15 protein-coding genes are annotated in these 18,504 nt (G+C 44.5%); 3 read left to right on the top strand and 12 right to left on the bottom strand.

Annotated features, from left to right (window positions below; translation table 11 throughout):
- Window positions 1–19: 19 nt before the first annotated feature.
- On the top strand, window positions 20–1,063 hold the full coding sequence (locus IGI94_RS02395) for a LacI family DNA-binding transcriptional regulator (protein ID WP_005232137.1): 1,044 nt from the start codon (window positions 20–22) through the stop codon (window positions 1,061–1,063).
- A gap of 59 nt (window positions 1,064–1,122) precedes the next feature.
- Here IGI94_RS02395 and IGI94_RS02390 read toward each other — a convergent pair whose 3' ends face one another.
- Both IGI94_RS02390 and IGI94_RS02385 read right to left on the bottom strand, forming a co-directional pair.
- The gene (locus tag IGI94_RS02390) at window positions 1,123–2,790 is read right to left on the bottom strand and encodes a hypothetical protein (RefSeq protein WP_438899381.1); all 1,668 of its coding nucleotides are present in this window, start codon (window positions 2,788–2,790) and stop codon (window positions 1,123–1,125) included.
- Window positions 2,787–3,635 carry a hypothetical protein gene (locus IGI94_RS02385; RefSeq protein WP_010748758.1) on the bottom strand — a complete coding sequence of 283 codons (849 nt, stop codon included), beginning with the start codon at window positions 3,633–3,635 and terminating at the stop codon, window positions 2,787–2,789. The genes IGI94_RS02390 and IGI94_RS02385 overlap by 4 nt, the downstream gene beginning before the upstream one ends.
- A 168-nt stretch (window positions 3,636–3,803) precedes the next feature.
- Between IGI94_RS02385 and IGI94_RS02380 the strand changes: the two genes are divergently transcribed.
- A complete protein-coding gene (locus tag IGI94_RS02380; RefSeq protein WP_438899380.1) occupies window positions 3,804–5,639 on the top strand; it encodes a DUF2264 domain-containing protein in 1,836 nt (611 codons plus the stop codon).
- A gap of 244 nt (window positions 5,640–5,883) precedes the next feature.
- On the opposite strand, the gene IGI94_RS02375 is transcribed toward IGI94_RS02380, so the two are convergent.
- Together IGI94_RS02375 and IGI94_RS02370 are read right to left on the bottom strand one after the other, a co-directional pair.
- Window positions 5,884–6,369, bottom strand: a complete 486-nt coding sequence (locus IGI94_RS02375) for a hypothetical protein (protein ID WP_086316848.1) — start codon at window positions 6,367–6,369, stop codon at window positions 5,884–5,886.
- A 91-nt stretch (window positions 6,370–6,460) separates the two neighbouring features.
- Window positions 6,461–7,228 (bottom strand): helix-turn-helix domain-containing protein, encoded by a 768-nt coding sequence (locus IGI94_RS02370; protein WP_420680925.1) that lies wholly within the window; start codon window positions 7,226–7,228, stop codon window positions 6,461–6,463.
- Between the two features lie 101 nt (window positions 7,229–7,329).
- Between IGI94_RS02370 and arfA the strand changes: the two genes are divergently transcribed.
- Window positions 7,330–8,862 carry an arabinosylfuranosidase ArfA gene (arfA, locus tag IGI94_RS02365; RefSeq protein ID WP_438899379.1) on the top strand — a complete coding sequence of 511 codons (1,533 nt, stop codon included), beginning with the start codon at window positions 7,330–7,332 and terminating at the stop codon, window positions 8,860–8,862.
- Between the two features lie 246 nt (window positions 8,863–9,108).
- On the opposite strand, the gene adhE is transcribed toward arfA, so the two are convergent.
- The 8 genes from adhE to IGI94_RS02325 form a co-directional block, all read right to left on the bottom strand.
- Window positions 9,109–11,700: a bifunctional acetaldehyde-CoA/alcohol dehydrogenase gene (gene adhE / locus IGI94_RS02360; protein ID WP_010748754.1), complete on the bottom strand. Its 2,592-nt coding sequence runs from the start codon at window positions 11,698–11,700 to the stop codon at window positions 9,109–9,111.
- 382 nt (window positions 11,701–12,082) lie between these two features.
- Window positions 12,083–12,601 (bottom strand): GrdB-related putative oxidoreductase, encoded by a 519-nt coding sequence (locus IGI94_RS02355; RefSeq protein WP_086372589.1) that lies wholly within the window; start codon window positions 12,599–12,601, stop codon window positions 12,083–12,085.
- A gap of 17 nt (window positions 12,602–12,618) precedes the next feature.
- Window positions 12,619–13,974: a PTS cellobiose transporter subunit IIC gene (celB, locus tag IGI94_RS02350; RefSeq protein WP_034872054.1), complete on the bottom strand. Its 1,356-nt coding sequence runs from the start codon at window positions 13,972–13,974 to the stop codon at window positions 12,619–12,621.
- Window positions 13,975–14,042: 68 nt separating this feature from the next.
- The gene (locus tag IGI94_RS02345) at window positions 14,043–14,375 is read right to left on the bottom strand and encodes a PTS sugar transporter subunit IIB (protein ID WP_086372588.1); all 333 of its coding nucleotides are present in this window, start codon (window positions 14,373–14,375) and stop codon (window positions 14,043–14,045) included.
- 39 nt (window positions 14,376–14,414) lie between these two features.
- The gene (locus IGI94_RS02340) at window positions 14,415–15,362 is read right to left on the bottom strand and encodes a N(4)-(beta-N-acetylglucosaminyl)-L-asparaginase (RefSeq protein WP_438899378.1); all 948 of its coding nucleotides are present in this window, start codon (window positions 15,360–15,362) and stop codon (window positions 14,415–14,417) included.
- Between the two features lie 124 nt (window positions 15,363–15,486).
- Window positions 15,487–16,788 (bottom strand): Sapep family Mn(2+)-dependent dipeptidase, encoded by a 1,302-nt coding sequence (locus tag IGI94_RS02335; RefSeq protein WP_438899377.1) that lies wholly within the window; start codon window positions 16,786–16,788, stop codon window positions 15,487–15,489.
- A 25-nt stretch (window positions 16,789–16,813) separates the two neighbouring features.
- Window positions 16,814–17,542: a GntR family transcriptional regulator, LSA1692 subfamily gene (locus tag IGI94_RS02330; protein ID WP_005232165.1), complete on the bottom strand. Its 729-nt coding sequence runs from the start codon at window positions 17,540–17,542 to the stop codon at window positions 16,814–16,816.
- A gap of 26 nt (window positions 17,543–17,568) precedes the next feature.
- A complete protein-coding gene (locus IGI94_RS02325) occupies window positions 17,569–18,411 on the bottom strand; it encodes a YitT family protein (RefSeq protein ID WP_005227341.1) in 843 nt (280 codons plus the stop codon).
- Window positions 18,412–18,504 lie beyond the last annotated feature (93 nt).

Here is an 18,504-nt window from a genome sequence, read left to right as displayed (position 1 = left end):
GCATTGGAGGAGGGATTCTATGGCTACGATTACCGACATAGCGACCATAGCTGAGGTATCAATATCAACCGTATCACGGGTTCTGAACTACGATCCTAGTCTTTCAGTGACCGAAGAAACCAAACGAAAGATTTTCGAGGCAGCTGAAAAACTAAATTATACGAAATACAAAAACAAGCAAAAGCAGCGTGAACTACCAGTGGATGTACCAAAAAAACACAACAAATCGATCGGGATCGTTCAGTGGCGGATGGATGATGAAGAATTGGAAGACATTTACTATATGTCGATTCGTTTAGGTGTGGAAAAACGCGCCGCCGAACTGGGTTGCGATCTGTTAAAAATCTCCAACCTTGACGAGTCAGTGATCCAGTCCGTCGACGGCTTACTGGCAATCGGCAAGTTTACAGAAGAGCGGGTCAAGAAGCTCCATGAGCTACACCCCAACCTCTGTGTGATTGGCAGTAACTTTCCGCTGGATGACTACGATTCTGTCAATACCGATTTTACGCAAGCAACGGAGTTGGCTCTTTCTCACTTGATGGGACTTGGTCATCAAAAAATCGCCTTTATCGGCGCCGAGGAAAGTCAAAATATGTATGGGTATCGGCGGTACAAAACGCCAACGGTCAACACCTATGTCGATATGATGCAGCATTATCAGCTGTTTGATGAGGATTATTTCATCGTGAAAGAAAATAGTCGGTTGGATGTCCAAACGGGGGAAGAATTAACGGAGCAGGCTTTGGCTTTGTGGCAAGACCGCTTGCCGACTGCGATTTTGGCAGCCAATGATGCCTTTGCAATCGGGGTCATTCATACGCTAACGGCTCATGGAATCAAGATTCCTGAAGACATCAGTGTTATGGGCATCAACGATATTTCGGTGTCCCGCTATGTCTCTCCACCCCTTTCTTCAGTCCAAGCATTTACTGAAGAGATGGGTGAAACGGGGTTAGAGCTACTCTATAACCGCATCGAAAATCCTGGGATCGCCAGACGCATCTTTTTAAGTACACAGCTGGTGATTCGTCAATCTACCGCAAAACCAAAAGAAGGCTGAGAAGCTGCGGTGTCTTCTTGCATTGATCAACGTCATTGCAAGGAAGCACCGCATCCTTCTCACCCTTTTTTTATTTTAATGGTCGTTTTGATTTCCCCTGTCTGCTCAAGCGCGTATTCGGCTTGGATCAAATACGCTTGTGCCTGTACACCATGGTGGTCTTGATAAGTGACTGGCTGTATTTGGATCTTATCACTGGTAAAACCAAGAACACAGCGTGCTTTTTTTGTCATTAGTTGAACGGTCTTATCTTGCACCATTGGTGGTATGTTCGTAATAAAGTTTTCCACCACCAGATTCTTTGGTTGGTGCTCGTCAAAGACAAAATGGTCTTCGATCGTTACTTGTTGCTGCGAGACCACGAAGCGCCGCTGGTATTCAGTGACCGCTGCTTTCGGATAGAACGCACTGAGGTCTAAGTCAAATTGCTGTTCATTAACCTGTAGCACCGTTGCTTCCTCGGCTGTTGGGCATTGGGTGTGCTGGTTGATGATTGGCAGCGAATGACTGATTGCGGCTGCGGGAAAGTAGTCATAGCGCGTGTTCTCGTCAAAATACTCTTTGGTGTACTCCCCTGCACCAAGGTCCGTCAGAAACAACTCCTCTGTCGTTCCTAATACAAAATGACCGACATCTAGATGATTGTGGCTTTCTTGATTGCTCCCCCCTTTGGCAGCAAAAAAAAGATTCTGCTGCACATCTTTTGCCATGAACCACTGCGCTTGTTCAAAATAGTGATGAAACGAGGCATTCGTTTCACGTGTGATCGCTTCGTTATGCCAATACAAATTTCGATAGCTGTGGGCAAACCGGTAGCAAGGATCAATATCTAACGGACTGACCCCCGATAACTGGGGAACCGCCACGCCCAAATGCTCGTAGCAATAACTGACCAAGCCACTAGGCAGTTCGATCGCCGAATAATCAGAAAAAGGAATGTAATGCCCTGGAGAAATCATCGTGTAGTAAGGAAAAGCAGCAATTTTTCTGGTTTTAGGCTGCTTTAGGTAGGTATCTTCTTGCAATACTTCTGCCAACAATTGCGCATAATACAGAAAATAACCAAACCCATACGCCCAGTATCCGACACCTTCCACACAAGCCCCATCTTCGCCAAAGCTGTTGAGATAGCTTTGCATTGCAGTATCCAATCGTTTGATCATCCCCAATTGTCGCTCGCTTTTTTTCGGCAATACATAGAGCGCCGTCATTCCAAGACAGCCACCAATAACTGCGGACCAATTATTCTCTTTTGTCTCCCACTCCCAGGTTTGCTCCTCGAAGGGTAAAAAAAGCCGTTGATCGATCTCATACAACACTCGTTCTGTGATGACTGGTGAAAGGTCTCCCCCAACCAACATAAACAACTCTGCTAAGGATTGCCCAGTTTCAGCTGCAAAAAGATCGACTGTGTGGCGCGCTTGCGAAGAAAACTGGCCATCGATAATCGGCAGATGCGCTGGCAGACACCATGTATATTCATTGCAGATTTCCCAAATCACTTGCTCCAGCAGCACTTTGATCGCTGCCTTACGCTCCATTTCATAAGCAAGTCCTAAAACCACCAACATCCGTCGGCGGGCAAAATAATGGGATTCGAAGACAACACGATTCCCCGATTCGAGATACTCTTGATAGCCTTGATAAGGCAAATAGGGAACCTCACCAGTGTCAAGGTACGCCTGTGCTGCCTGTAAAATTTCTTCTTTTACATCTGCTGGATTCATGCGTTTTCCTCCTGAATGGAGCGTCCGAAGACTTCGATTTGGGTCAACGCTGGAAATGGTGAGGGATCGTCATTTTGGATCAGCTCATGCAATTTCACCCAAGTGACCGTTCGCGGCTGGAAAGAAAACCGTTGAGGCTGGCTGCTTTTGACCGTCTGCAAGATTTCTTGACTCCCGTCGGAAAACGCCAACGTGACTTGTTGCCAATAGCTATCATGGGGAAAATCCGCCCGTAACGTAAGCGCACATTGGTCGATGCGGACCTCATGACCAAAGTCGATCGTCAAAGCGGCATCTGCTTGTTGATTGATCCCCCATGAGCCATAGGGATAATTGCCATGAGACGTATTGGCAAAAATGCCATCAATAGCGTTACAAGCGAAAAACGTCGCATCATCTCTTGTTTCAACATTGGCATGGGCATGCGGATAGGCACCCAAGAATTCTTTTTGATCATGAGGGTTTAAGGCGACATTGCGGTAAGCCGCTAGTTCTTCTTTTGTTGCTACCCGCACACTCAAATAATGGCTTTTCCCAGCAAAACGGCCTTCTGGCGCGGCTTCTTTGGCATTTTCACTAAGATGTACGGGGTAGATCCACTCGTTGCCTTTGATGTACACCAAAGTAGTCGCCAGCGTTTCATCGAGTGTGACCCACACAAATTGTCCACTGCGTGAGAGCGAGACAACGATTTTATCTCCGTCCTCGTAACAATACTCTTGGGATGCCAACGTGACAAAGTCTTCCGCCGTCGCTTGAAGAAGGGTAGGTTCACTTTCAGGTGTTCGTTTGCCTTTTTTTACTTGATGCTTTTGGTCATAAATCGTTAAGGAAATCTGGGTCATTGCATGTAGCTCCTCTCGTATTTTCTCCATTATAGCGATGTCGACAAAAAATGTAACTGTTTTCAGTGATTTTTTACTATTTTTTTACTTAAAATCACGAAATGTAACAGTTTCCATTTCTTTATTTTACTAAATAAAGTAAAATAACAACTAAAAGGAGCTGTTTGCATGAGAAACTTCCAAGAAGCATTAAGTAAGAACCCTCTTCGAACCAAAACCGATCTAGAAGAGGCCCTCGTTGATCTGGTCACTCCCATATACGAATGTATGGCACAACAAGGAACTCCCGGGAGGGTCCACCTAGGAAATTCAGGAGCGGTGTACACTCAGGAAAAGAGTGACATCGAAGGCTTTTTACGGACACTCTGGGGATTGGGCCCATTGTTCAGCCAAGAAGAAGCGTGTCTTCGTTACCCAAAACTTTTTCAACAAGCCAATGCCGGGATCGTTGCAGGCACCACCCCGACCTCTCAGGAATACTGGGGAAAACTGCATGACTACGACCAATTGTTTGTGGAGATGGGTGCCCTTGCTAGCTATTTGATTTTTACTAAACCGATCTTTTGGGATCGCCTCACACCAAGAGAGCAAACGAATCTCTTTGATTGGCTCAACCAGATCAATCAGCACACGATCCCTAAAACCAATTGGCTCTTCTTTCGGATTTTAGTCAATACCTTCTTTGAAATGGCAGCATTGCCTTTTGTAGAAACCACCCTTTTGGCTGATCAAGAAGAGATCGAGAGGTATTACTTAGCAGACGGCTGGTATTTTGATGGCTATGAAAACCAAATCGACTATTATATTCCTTTTGGGATGCAATACTACGGACTCCTTTACAGTGTTCTTACTTGTCGTTCCCAATGCCCGTATCAGTTTAGCTACCGTCAAAGAGCCGCTACGTTTGCGCAATCCTTTAAGCAGTGGTTCACGAAAACCGGTGCGGCATTGCCTTTTGGTCGTAGTCTAACGTATCGGTTTGCGCAATCAAGTTTCTTTGCCGTCGGTGCTTTCGCCGATATAGAATATGAAGGCTTCACAAAAAATGAAGGAAAATATTTACTGTTACAAAATATGCGTTACTGGTTTCGCCAACCAATCTTTACGCAAGAAGGCTTTTTAAGTATTGGCTATGCCTACCCCAACCTAAATATGGCTGAAGGCTATAACGCACCAGGATCGCCTTATTGGGCTTTCAAAAATTTCTGTGTATTGGCAATCCCAGCGGATGCTGAATTTTGGACGCTTGAGGAGCAGGTGTCAACCTTTGCCCCACAGGTGCGCAATCCGCATAGTCGGATGCTCTTGGTGCATAACCAAGAAGGGACAGAATTGCAAGCTTTCACGGCGGGGCAGCATTCCCACGAACATGCTCACGGCAATGCCAAATACGAAAAGTTTGTGTATTCGACAACGTTTGGGTTTAGCGTACCGAAAGCAACCGTTTTATTGAAACAAGGTGCTTATGATAATACATTGGCGATCTCAGAAGGGCAGACGGATTTTAAAACGGCTTTTGGTTATGAAGCCTTTGCGATTGAAGATGACTACGTCTATAGTCGCTGGCGTCCCTACGAACAGGTCATCATCGAAACCTTTGTGATTCCGATGTATCCTTGGCATCTGCGTTACCATCGGATTCAAACGGATCGAAGGTTGCAACTGGTCAATGGCAGCTTTGCAGCACCGGCTGATGGTACTGCGTTTTCTAGCAAAGAAGGCACCTTTTATCAAAGCTCGGTTGGCTGTGTTGGTATCAAAACCTTCGCGACGCATCAAGAGGGTACCCTCCTGATGCCAGAACCCAACACGAATCTACTTTATAGTCGAACAGTCATCCCTCAAGTAAGCAAAACCGTTCTCGCCGGACAACAGGAATGGCTCGTTGCGTGTTTAGGCAATGCCTTTTCTGATCAGATCCCACCCTTTGATGTCACTATCACAGCGGACAAAATAACAATGAGCCAAGGGGATCAGAGAAAAACTATTCAGCTTAACTACTAGCAAAAAATTACTGGCAAATGCTAGTAGAAAAGCTACCGAAAACACCTTTCTAATTTACTGGATTGAAGAATGTCCCCCCAGAAGTTCGCTTTCAGTCTAACGTTTCAGCGTCGGTACCTTCTGCCCCCTCCGTTTCTATTGGCAAAGAGCAAAAAAATACTTGTACCACAAAACGGTTCTTCACACATTGTGAAGCGCCGTTTTTTTGGTACAAGTGATTCATGTTTTGATTGACGATCAGTGCTTATTTCCCGAAAAGCTTTTGGAGAAATCCTTTTTTCTCAGAGACTTCCTTTGTTTCAGTCACCTGAAGCGGTCCAGTTTCCTTCACGACTTGCTGAAAGCCACGATTGTCTTGCAGCAACAGACCGTTTAGTTCCAGGATCCCAGACAGACTGCCAATCATCCGCCGCACTTCTCCCGCACTTTTACCGAAAAAGCGCTGGTCGTCATTTGCTTCGGCTTCTTCCAAAATAACCAGCAGCTGCTGGATGCTTTGATTTTGTTCACCTAAGACGTACGACAACTGGTCAACTTCCACTGTTGTAGTTGCCGCTGACGGTACTAAATCTGTTATGAGCTTTAAGCTATCTAAATAATCCTTTAAGTCAAAAATGAACGTTTGTGCCGCTTCATTATTCATTAATTGGCTTTGACTCAATTTTCTTTGTAGCGCTTCCAATTCACTTGAACGTTTAGAAAGTTCGCTTACGATCATTTCTATATCCATATGCCACCTCCTAATGACATTGTCCCGTTTTCTCTTTCATCCGTCAAGAATTCGTCGGACTTTTTTCTGCGTTTTTACCAATCACCCCTGACTATTGCTCCTGTTGGTACTTTGTGGGTGCACAGCCATAGCGCTTCGCAAAGAGCCGATTAAAATGGTTGATGTTTTGGAACCCAGATTGAAACGCCGCCTCTCGAATCGTTAGTGTTTCGTTGCTGCGTAGATAAAAAAACTTTTGAAACCGAGCTTGCAATAAATCTTCTTTGGGCGTGGTATGAAAAAACTGTTGATAGAGCTTGTAGAACTGGCTTTTACCGATGGAAAGCTCTCGGCTAAACTGGTAAAAATCCCATTGCTGTTCGCAATTGACTAACATTTTCAACCGCATCGCTTGAAACAGTTGATAGTGTTCGTGTTGTGGTTGCGGAATGCTTTCTTCAAAATTGCGTTCAAGTAAGACCAATAGATTTGTCATATACGCCGCAATCAATTCTTGCGTGTGCCGTTGTGGCAACAAGGATTCATGATTGATCTTTTGGATCAATTTGTTGATTTGTTGAATGTTTTTCGGCTGGAACAGTTGGTTGCAAGGGATCGCATAGGTTTTTTCGATCACCTGATCCGTTTGAAACTCAACAAAGCTATTAAAAAAATCTTCTTTGCCACGATAATCTTGATAGACGGTTGGAGGAAAAAGAATGCAGCTACCTTTTTCACTAGTTTCTTGATGACCATCTTCAAAAGTGAAAACCATTGGAGACAACGTCAACACGAAAAGATAATGCTTTAAGCCAGAGGGTCGATAAATATGATCGGAAACAGCATTGTGCATTTGAAATCCTGAATAGGTTACGTTCAACTTCTCACTCCTTCCTACTTGCCTTTAGTATAAAGAAAACGGACAAAACGTCAATAGAATAAGACAGAATGTAGTGTTTATTTTCAAGGACTATCGCTACAATGAAAGAAAAGAAAGGGGTTGCAAAATTGAAGAAAACTACGATGTATTTAGACAAACACTTTATTTTGGCACCAGTCGACGAAAGGATCTATGGCTCTTTTGTGGAGCACTTAGGGCGCTGTGTGTACGAAGGGATCTATCAACCAGAAAGTCCTTTTGCCGATGAGCAAGGCTTTCGTCAAGATGTCGCTGCCTTGATCAAGCAGTTGAATGTGCCGATCGTCCGTTACCCAGGAGGCAATTTCGTCTCTGGGTATAAATGGGAAGATAGTGTCGGCCCTAAAGAGCAACGGCCAGCAAAAATCGATTTGGCCTGGCGGGTAATCGAAAGCAATCAGTTTGGCTTAAACGAATTTATGGATTGGACCAAACAAGTCAATACGGCACCGATGATGGCGATCAATCTTGGGACACGAGGAATCGAAGCAGCGAAAAACTTGATTGAATACACCAATTTAAAAGGCGGCAGCTATTATAGTGACCTCCGTCGTGCCCATGGGGTGGCCGATCCTCATGACATCAAACTTTGGTGTCTAGGCAATGAAATGGACGGTCCTTGGCAAGAAGGACATAAAACAGCCGATGAATATGGCCGTCTCGCAGAAGAAGCTGGCAAAGTGATGCGTCTGGTGGACCCAACGATCGAAACCGTCGCTTGTGGTAGTTCTTCTCTCACGATGCCGACCTTTGGCATGTGGGAAGATACAGTATTAAGTCATTGTTACGATCAAGTCGACTACATTTCCATGCACCAATATTATGGCAACCGTAACGGCGATAGCCAAGATTATCTAGCAAGCAATGTCGCAATGGATCAGTTCATCAGCCAAGTCGCAGCGATCTGTGATGCGGTGAAAGCCAAACGCCGAAGCAAGAAGACCATCAATATTTCCTTCGACGAATGGAACGTCTGGTATCACTCAAATGAACAGGATCAAAAAATTGAACCTTGGAGTCAACACCCACCACAATTAGAAGACGTCTATCACTTTGAAGATGCGTTACTCGTCGCAAGCATGATGATCACGATGCTTCAGCACGCAGATCGCGTCAAAATCGCCTGCATGGCACAGCTGGTCAACGTGATCGCACCGATCATGACTTCCGATACTGCCGCTTGGAAACAAACGATTTTTTATCCCTATGAAATGATCAGCAACTATGGTCGCGGTCACGTGTTGCATAGCATCCTTCGAGGAGCTGATTTCGATAGCAGCCACGGAAAAGCTTCTTATGTGGATGCCATTACGATCGAAAACGAAGATGACTATTTGACCTTTTTCTTGGTAAATAAGGATTTGCAGGATGCCAACGAATTCACTTGCGACTTGCGTCAATATGATTCATTGCAAATCGCTACCCATCAAGTGTTGCACCACCCAGACTTGCATGCCGTCAATACCGAAGCAACCCCGAACAACGTTGTGCCCGTCAATGGAAAAACAGCGGAATTGAATGACGGCATTTTGCGTGTCGTCTTGGAAAAACAAAGCTTCCAGATGCTACGCTTGAAGAAAAACGGCAGCAAGTAACGAGCCTATCTGTTTGAGCAAAAAAGCAGCAGCCTTGGTGACATCCTGAAAAAATGAGACTTTTACGGAGTGGAGACATCCACTCCTTTTTTACGATCCACCGCCCTGTTCAATTGCTATTTTTCGCATTCTTAACTGATCTGGGCAAGAAGGCGGCAACTGCCAGCTTACTTTCTCAAAAAAATGAGACGACAAAAGAACACCCTGCGGCAGCTAAGATACCGCAGGGTGTTCTTGATTCATTGTTTAGCCGTTATAGGCATCAACGATGATTTGTTTCAATTCAGAGATTAGTGGTTCTTTTGGATTTGCTGTTGTACATTGGTCTTCGTAAGCCAATTCAGCCATACGATCAACTGTTGTATCTAGTGTTTGTTGAGTGACGCCTTGCGCTTTCAAGCTCATGTCGATTCCAACAGATTGTCCTAATTCGTAAACAGCTGTTGCCAATGCTTCAACCAATTCAGCCGTTGTTTTGCCTTTAAGGCCTAAGAATTTCGCAATGTCTGCGTAATCTGTATCGGCACGGAAGAAGTCATATTTAGGGAACATTGCATGTTTTTGTGGGTCTTTGGCATTGTAACGGATAATGTGCGGTAAAAGAATCGCATTTGTACGTCCGTGAGGAATACCATATTCACCACCGATTTTGTGGGCTACTGAGTGACAAATACCTAGGAATGCATTGGCGAAGGCCATACCTGCCATTGTTGAGGCATTATGCATTTTTTCGCGAGATTCCATATCAGGTGTTTTCACTGATTTTTCTAAGTAGTCAAAGACTAGCTTGATTGCTTGTAAGCTCAATCCACGAGTGTAATCAGAGGCCATTACGGACACATAAGATTCGATCGCATGAGTCAAGACGTCCATTCCAGTGTCTGCTGTAACAGAAGCAGGTACTGACATTACGAATTGAGGGTCAACGATTGCAACATCTGGTGTCAATGCGTAATCAGCTAATGGGTACTTCACGTGTGTTTCACTATCAGTGATAACCGCAAATGGGGTTACTTCAGAACCAGTACCAGACGTTGTTGGGATACAAACGAATTGGGTTTTTTCTGGTTTGTCGATCTTGTATGTCCGTTTACGGATATCTAAGAATTTTTGTTTCGCGCCGAAGAATGAAGTATCTGGGTGCTCATAGAACATCCACATGCCTTTGGCAGCATCCATTGCTGATCCACCACCAAGGGCGATCACTGTATCTGGTTTGAAATCAACCATCATTTTTGTTCCAGCGTAAACGGTGTTTGTTGATGGGTTTGGTTCTACGTCAGAGAAGACTTCGATTTTCACGTCATTTTTACGACGAGCAAGTACTTCACGAACCGTATCGCAATAGCCGAATTGAACCATACCAGGGTCACAAACGATCATGACACGTTCAACGTTTTCCATTTTCTCCAAGTACATTAGAGAGTTCTTTTCAAAGAAGATTTTTGGTGGCAATTTAAACCATTGCATATTATTTCTCCGTTTCGCTACAGTTTTCACGTTGATCAAGTTCACGGCAGAAACATTTCGTGATACAGAGTTTTTCCCGTATGAACCACAACCAAGTGTCAATGATGGAATCATTTCGTTGTAGATATTTCCGATACCACCTTCTGCAGATGGTGTATTAACTAAGATACGGCAAGCTTTCATGCGTAGGCCGAATGCTAATTGCAAGTCTTCGTTTTCAGTGTGGATCACCGCTGTATGGCCTAATCCGCCTAAATCAAGCATTGCTTCACATTTTTCGAACGCGTCTTCTGTGTTGTTTGCTTTGATCATTGCTAAGACTGGAGAAAGTTTTTCTCTTGATAGTGGGTAATCAGCACCGACACCGTCAAGTTCAGCGATCAATAATTTTGTTCCTTCTGGTACGTTGATGCCTGCTAATTTCGCGATTTCCATTGCTGAATGACCAACGATTGCTGGATTTACGGCATATTTTCCTTCGTTCATCACGGCATCTTCAAGTTTTTGTAATTCTTTTGCTTTTACAACGTATACTTGATGTGCTTCAAATTCTGCTTTCACAGAGGCATAGACTTCTTTATCAACGATCACTGCTTGTTCAGAGGCACAGATCATTCCGTTATCAAAGGTTTTTGATACGATCAAGTCATTGACTGCTCGTTTCACTTTCGCTGTTTTTTCGATATACGCAGGTACGTTCCCTGGTCCAACACCTAATGCAGGTTTACCAGTTGAGTATGCTGCTTTGACCATGCCAGCCCCACCAGTTGCTAATACAATCGCAATTCCTGGGTGGTTCATCAATAAGCCAGTCGCTTCGATTGATGGATGCTCGATCCATTGCACACAGTTTTCAGGTGCCCCAGCAGCGATGGCTGCATCACGAACGATACGTGCAGCTTCTGCTGAACATTTTTGTGCAGATGGGTGGAAAGCAAAAACGATTGGGTTACGTGTTTTCAAAGCGATCATTGCTTTAAAGATCGTTGTAGATGTTGGGTTGGTTGTTGGTGTTACCCCACAAACGACACCAACTGGTTCAGCGATTTCGATCAAGCCTTTTTGTTTGTCTTCATTGATCACGCCGACTGTTTTGTCATGTTTGATACTGTTCCAAATATATTCTGAAGCGTACATGTTTTTGATCGCTTTATCTTCATAGATACCACGGCCAGTTTCTTCTACTGCCATTTTAGCTAAAGGCATGTGTTTGTCTAATGCTGCCATTGCCATTTCATGAACAATGTGGTCCACTTTTTCTTGATCAAAGCTTTCCATTTCTTTTAACGCCACATTTGCCTTCGTTGCTAAATCGTCGATCATTGCTTGTACGTCGATCGTCACTTCTTTTTCCAATGTCTTAGCCATTGTTTGTCCTCCTAGTTTTTAAACATGTTTTGTTTGTTAACTACTTCACATACAAATCATACAACATCTTTTTTTGTTTGTAAATAGTTTTTGTGATTTTTTTCACAGTTTTATTAAACTCCCTTTAAATTAAGCGTTTTCAAGAGCTTTTAAGGAAAAGAAGTGGACAAAAGTTTCGGTTTTTATTAAGAAAAATGTCATGTGCTCAGTTGAACAATAGGTTTAAAAAATTTTTGTTCACTTTTGAAAAAAATCACTCTTCCTTCTACTATTTTATCTAAGATTGCCGTATACTCCCTCTAGTATTCTGCCCTTCTTTCAATGGCTATTAGTGTCTATTGAGGACAAAAAAACGACCAGCCATCGCTGATCGTCTTTCTCTTTAAAACAAATCCTCTTGGTCTACTTCTGTTAGAGGCTTCCCGTGGGCAAGCTGGGAAACAACGTGCGCCATCTTTTTGTAGGAATCATTCAATCCAATCCCACCTTTTTTCGGCATCTTCAAAATATAGATGTCTTTGGCATAGATTGCCACTGCTGGGTTTTCCTCTGACATCGCTGCAGCCCCTGGAATTCCTTGCGCATTGAATACTTTCGTCAATCCTGCTGCCATTTCGCCAAAATTAGGATAATGCATCGCAGGTCCGCAAAGAACGGCATCTGCTTCAATTTTTTTGGCAAACCCCACAAATTTTTTATTCACTTCTTCTTGATGCTCGTGATAATATTGGTCACCACAATAAAGCGTTGCAACGATTTGTGCGTCTTGCTCTTGAAAAAGTGGATTCAAGGTTCGACCTGGACCAAGGGCAGCTTTTTTGCCGCTTGGCGGCAACTGAGCATTTTCATCACTTCCCATCCCTGCAGTGACATGATTAAGAATCAAAATTATTTTTTTCATGAGCGGTGCCTCTTTTCTTACAGATCATCAAAATCGAAATCATCAAAATTGATTTCCTCTTCTTCTTGTTCAACGGCATCCGCTTCTTCTTTTAGATATTGATTATCTAAGACTTTGATAAACGGGTAATAAATAGCCATTCCTAAGAGGATCAACAAGACTTGTAACACGGCCGCTTGCCAACCACTGACTAAGAAACCAGAAATAATCGGTGGCGTGGTCCATGGCAGCTGAATTCCATTGGTATAGTTGACTAACCCAAGATCCATACAGAAGTAAGAGATAATAATATTGATCGTTGGCACTAAAGCAAAAGGAATCAGCAGAACTGGATTCAAGACGATTGGTAACCCAAAGATGATTGGTTCATTGATCCCGAAAATACCTGGAATCAACGATAACTGTGATAGTTTTTTGACCCTTTGGCTTTTACAGACTAAGATCATGACTAAAATCAAAGATAATGTCGAACCGCCCCCGCCAAAGGTCGCGAACATGTCTTGAAATTGACCGGTGATGATGTTAGGAATTTCTGCGCCATTCTTGAAAGCATCTAAGTTTTCAATAGATAATGCCCGTAAGATAGGGTTGAAGACGGCACCGACCACACTGGAACCATTGATCCCAAAGAACCAGAAAAAATGCAAAAATAGGTAAGCTATGATCATGGCACCTAAAGTATTTCCTAAACTTAACAACGGTGTCTGTAAGAACTTAAAGAGGATCTCTTGGAGATTGCCATAAGACGTCAAGTTGGCTAACCAGTTGGCGATCATAAAAACCGTCACGATCACAAAACTAGGAATCAATGCCTCAAAGGATTTCACCACGGTTGGGGGAACACCGTCAGGCATTTTGATCGTCCACCCTTTGCGTAATAACGCAACGAACATTCTGGTGGAAATCAAGGCAACGACCATCCCTAAGAACAAACCGCTGGAACCCATCCACCGTAATGGCAGGCTGCCAACTTCATACACTTCCGTAGAGCCTTCTGGTGTGAAAACGGTCGTAAATGGTGTCACGATAAAAAAAGAAACGAGTGAAATAATGGCTGCTTGCATGGCATCAACTTTAAACTGTTTTGCCAAACTATACCCGATCCCACCAACGGCTAAAATCGTCATAATGTCAAAGCTGGCTGTTGCTGGCATATTCAACATCGTTGCCCAGTTGTCTCCCAGCAAACTGCTCATCATCTCGTTCCAATTTGGAATCGGAAAATTGGTCAAGACTAAAAAGAGTGACCCCACGATCAACAACGGTGTGGATAATAAGAAACCATCACGAATCGCAATCAAGTATTTGTTTTCACCGATCGTCTTTGCCATCGGTGTTAACACTTTTTCTAACCAGTTTAAAAATTTCTGCATTTTTCTTCCTCCCATCTGCGTGCTATCTGGCAGATAACACGTAGTCCCCTGTTACTCCAACACTTTTATTACTTTGCTTTGGCTTTTTTGATCAAGCTTAAGGCATCTTTCAATGCTCGTTCGCCATCCATCATGCCGTATGCTTCTGCCGCGATCGTGCCGACTGGAATCCCCATTGGCTCGAAAGTTGCTTTCATTTTGCTATCTAAGTGTCGTACTTGTGGACCTAACAAAATAGCAACTGGTTTTTCTTGTTCGACTTTTTCTTCTGCATGGATTGCAGGGAATGCTTCGATCGTCAAAGGCATGTTGTGCTTTTTGACGACTTCCATCATTTTATTGACCATGATACTCGTTGACATTCCAGCTTCACAAAACAAATAGATTTTTTTCGTTGCCATATCCATTCCTCCAATGTTTGTTTTTCTCAATCGCGGTTGTTAGACCGGCGCTTTGATTCGTTCTTCATACGCTTCCAACCATTCTTTCGTAATAGGCTCGATCATGGTTGTCTGCTCAGGTCCTGGCGTTGCCATAAAAATAGCTGGCGCTTGTTTGGTGGTTGCGACACTAAAGGTAAATTCTACATTGGTTGCCACCCCCCAGCGACCCTGTTTATCTAAGGCGATCAGCGAGAAGGCGCCGGCTTTGCCGTAGCGCTTCTTCAATCGCGCTTCAAAGTCGTAAACGGCTTGATCACATGCTTCTTGCGGTGCTAGCCCTTCTCCCATCAAACGAACGATTTCGTAGGAAAGGCAGCCTTTCATCAAGTCTTCCCCTAACCCTGTGGCAGCGGCACCGCCGATTTCACTATCCACATAAAAACCAGATCCAGACAAAGGTGAATCGCCAACACGACCGCTTTTTTTCATAAATAAACCAGAACTAGAGGTTCCTGCTGCCATGCTTTGGTGTTCATCCAGCGCAACTACTCCCACTGTATCGTGGCCGTCATAGGGATCGAGGTTGTTGGCAGCGATCTCTGCTTTGCGCTTTTCCCAAATGGTTTTGGCTCGCGGTGTCAGCATCTCTTTGGGCTGGAATCCTTCGGCAAGCGCATAAGCGACCGCTCCTTGGCCGATTCGAAAACTATTGAATTTTTCCTCACTTAGGCGGCGTGCCACGGAAATAGGATTTTCCACATCGACGATCCCAGCGACGGCACCAATTTTGAAGGTATCACCATCCATGAAGGCAGCGTCCATTTCCAACACGCCTTCTTCGTTGGGCAGCCCGCCATACCCCACCGATTTATAAAATGGATAATCTTCCACTGCTTTAATGGCTGTTTCTACTGCATCTTGGCAGGAGCCTTGTTGCTCTAATAGTGCTTTAGCAGCGAGCACGCCATCGTGTGCCATCCGCCATGTAGCAATCATTCCCCACATAAATATCCCTCCATTTTTCATAGCGCTTTCAAGTATATTCTATAAGGTATATACTACTATGTCTATACTAAAAAAAGAGTTTCTCAAAAAAAATGGAAAAACTCTTCTTCGTTCGTGTCTTCGCTTATTTTGTCAGTGCTTGTAAACTGCGCAAATAAATTTCAAGATTCATCCGCAGATCGGCAACCGCCATGTACTCATCTTGGTTATGAGCGATCCCTTTTTGCCCTGGAAAAGACGGACCAAAAGCAAGGATGTTTGGCATTTTGCGGGCGTAGGTTGCTCCTGTGGTGGTCACGGGAGTTGGATCATTGCCCGTTACTTGGTGATAGATCGTCGATAGCGTTTGGATTTCGGGGGCATCTTTTGATCGGCAGAACCCCGGAATGCTGCGAAGGATCGTAAGGCTTGCCCCTTCTGGCAATGCCTTTTGCACCCCAGCGAGCACTTGTTCCTCCGTTACCGATACAGGATAGCGAAAGGCCACTTCTAACACTAGTCCACTGGCGGATTTTTGGAGAACCACAGGTGTCAAGATCAATTTTCCTGAGTCGGCATCTTCTAGTACCAAATCAATGCCTTCGCCATAGTGCTGCTGGTGAAAACTTTGGGCGATCCACTGCAAAGCTGCTTGCACGGACGGTGTCGCCGCTAGTTGCGGTGCTGCTTGCTGCGCAAGTTTTGTAATGGCGTTGTCCCCTAGCTCAGGGGCATTGCTAGGGGAGCGTTTGCCTAGTGCTTCAAAGGACTGGCTGCCTATGGTTACCGATAGGTGGTCTGGCACATGATCGCGGAATTGATCGCCAGAAAACGCCGCTAACAGCTGCTGTTCTTGGGCGGGCAATGGAAAATCAAGTTGCACATTGACGACACCTCGTTCGCCGTAAACTACTGGATACTTGCAGTCTGGCGTAAAACCAAAACGCGGTGGCTGCTCAACCGCTAGATAATGTGGGATATCCGACATGCCGCTTTCTTCATCTGTACCGAAAATGATCCGCAGCGGTAATTGCGGTTGATGCCCAAGGTCTTTCAACAATTTCATGGCAAACAAACAGCTGATGATCGGGCCTTTGTTGTCTAAGATCCCTCGGCCATAAAAGTTGCCGTCCTTTTCAGTTAGTGCAAACGGTGGGTAGCTCCAGCCAGAACCTGCCGGGACGACATCCAAGTGTCCTAACACACCGATATAGTCGGTATCCGTTGGTCCCCAATGGGCATAGCCGATCGCATCATCAATGACCGTTGTTTGAAACCCGTATGCTGCGCTTTTTTCCATGATGTATGCTAACACTTCTCGTGGTCCCTTGCCATAAGGCGCATGGGGCCCCGGCTCACCTTTGACGCTTGCGATCTGCATCACTTCGTCCAAAAGCGTGAGAAATTCTGGCCAATTGGCTTCAATACTTGCTGTGAGTGGATCCATTGTCTTCACCTCTAAAGGATTGATTTTATTTTTGACGCACTAATGTATTTTTGAAGGTGTATTTGTCTGCTCGGTAATAGGATGTATCGTATAAGATCGGTTTGGCTGATGCGGAATAGGTCATCGAATGGACTAAAAGCATCGGTTCCTCTTGAGGCACCTGTAAAAGTTTCGCAATATCGGCTGGACTTTTTACAGCTTCCACCTCTTGATGGGAATAACCAATCTCGATGTTGGCTTCAATGACTTGATACAAAGACGACTCCAATTGAGCTTTCGTGAGTTCTGCGGTGTCTTCTTGCAGATAGCGTTTCAGTACGTAAAGATTTTCCACCGTCATCGGCTCATCATCAAAGTAACGCAAGCGCACCAAATAAACGATCGGTTCCTTGGCGTAATCACCAAACAACTGACCAATCTCTATCGGGAGCTCTTTGACGGTTTCGATATGCAGAACTTCCGTACGGGTCTTTTTCCCTTGGACCTTTGCAGTTTCAGTAAAACTTTGAAGGCCGCCGGAGCCGCTTTGGATCTTGGGCTGTTTCATGACATAGGTTCCTTTGCCTTTTTCTTTCACTAACAAATTCTGGCCAATCAATAGATCGATGGCTTTGCGCACCGTTAAACGGCTGCACTGAAATTCCTCTGCTAAATCATAATCGGAAGGAAGCTTTTGACTCGTCACGTACGTACCTTCATGAACCCGTTGCGCAATCTGCTGGGCAACTTCTTGAAATACTGCTTGTTTTTTCAACGTCTCTCCTACTTTCTTTCACTTTGCTACCATTCATAAAACGATCGATTGGCACTGACGCCAGAAGAAACACTGACAAATGCTTGTTCATCGATTCCTTGGATCATGCCTTCGACAGTCTTGAGTTCTCTATGGGAAATGACCAGTAATAATAGTTTTTTCTGTTGATGATCAAATCCACCTTCGACATCGTTGATGACCGTGATGCCTCGCTGCAAGGCACATTGCAACGTCGTAATGACGGGTTCTGCTTTTTCTGTAACGACCAGCAGCTGCACACGCCGCTGCTTCAGGTTGACGTAGTCGACCATCCGTCCACTGATGAAGAAGGAAATAGCACTATAAAAAGCATAGGGCCAGCCAAAGATCAGCCCGGCTGCTAGCTGCAAACTAACATTGAAGCCGATAAAGAAACTACCGATACTTCTACCAGTGGCTTTTTTCACTAAAATCCCTAAAATATCAAGCCCACCCGTTGAAAAATCGTCGTTCAATGTCAAGCCCACCGACACCCCGTGCAGCAATCCGCCGAACACGGCACAGATCACCGGATCGGTCGTTAAAGCAATGACCGGTACCACCTTCATCATAACAGAAGACAGGACGACGGTACAAACCGTCATGATGGTAAATTCTCGATCGATTTTGACCCAAGCAACCGCTAACAATGGCGCATTAAAAAAAAGCACCAAAAGCGGGATCGAAAGCTGCAGATTCAACTGCTCGTCTAAAAGCTGCGACAACAATTGCGACAAACCAGTGATCCCACTCGCATAAATATTTCCCGGCAGCCAAAAGAGATTTAAGGCAATCGACGACAACAATGCATAGATCAAAGCAACAAGCATTCGTTTTCTATAACGTGCCATGTTTTTCCTCCTCCACTTCACTTTTAGTATATATCATTAAGTATATACTGTCACGCGAAAAAAGCAGGCGAAATGAGGGGGGGAACGGAAACG

Origin of the sequence: Enterococcus sp. AZ149, from assembly GCF_051714285.1 — a bacterium.
Taxonomy (GTDB): domain Bacteria; phylum Bacillota; class Bacilli; order Lactobacillales; family Enterococcaceae; genus Enterococcus_D; species Enterococcus_D entomosocium.
Note: the sequence above shows the minus strand (reverse complement) of the source record. Positions and strands in the feature narration are given on the sequence as shown.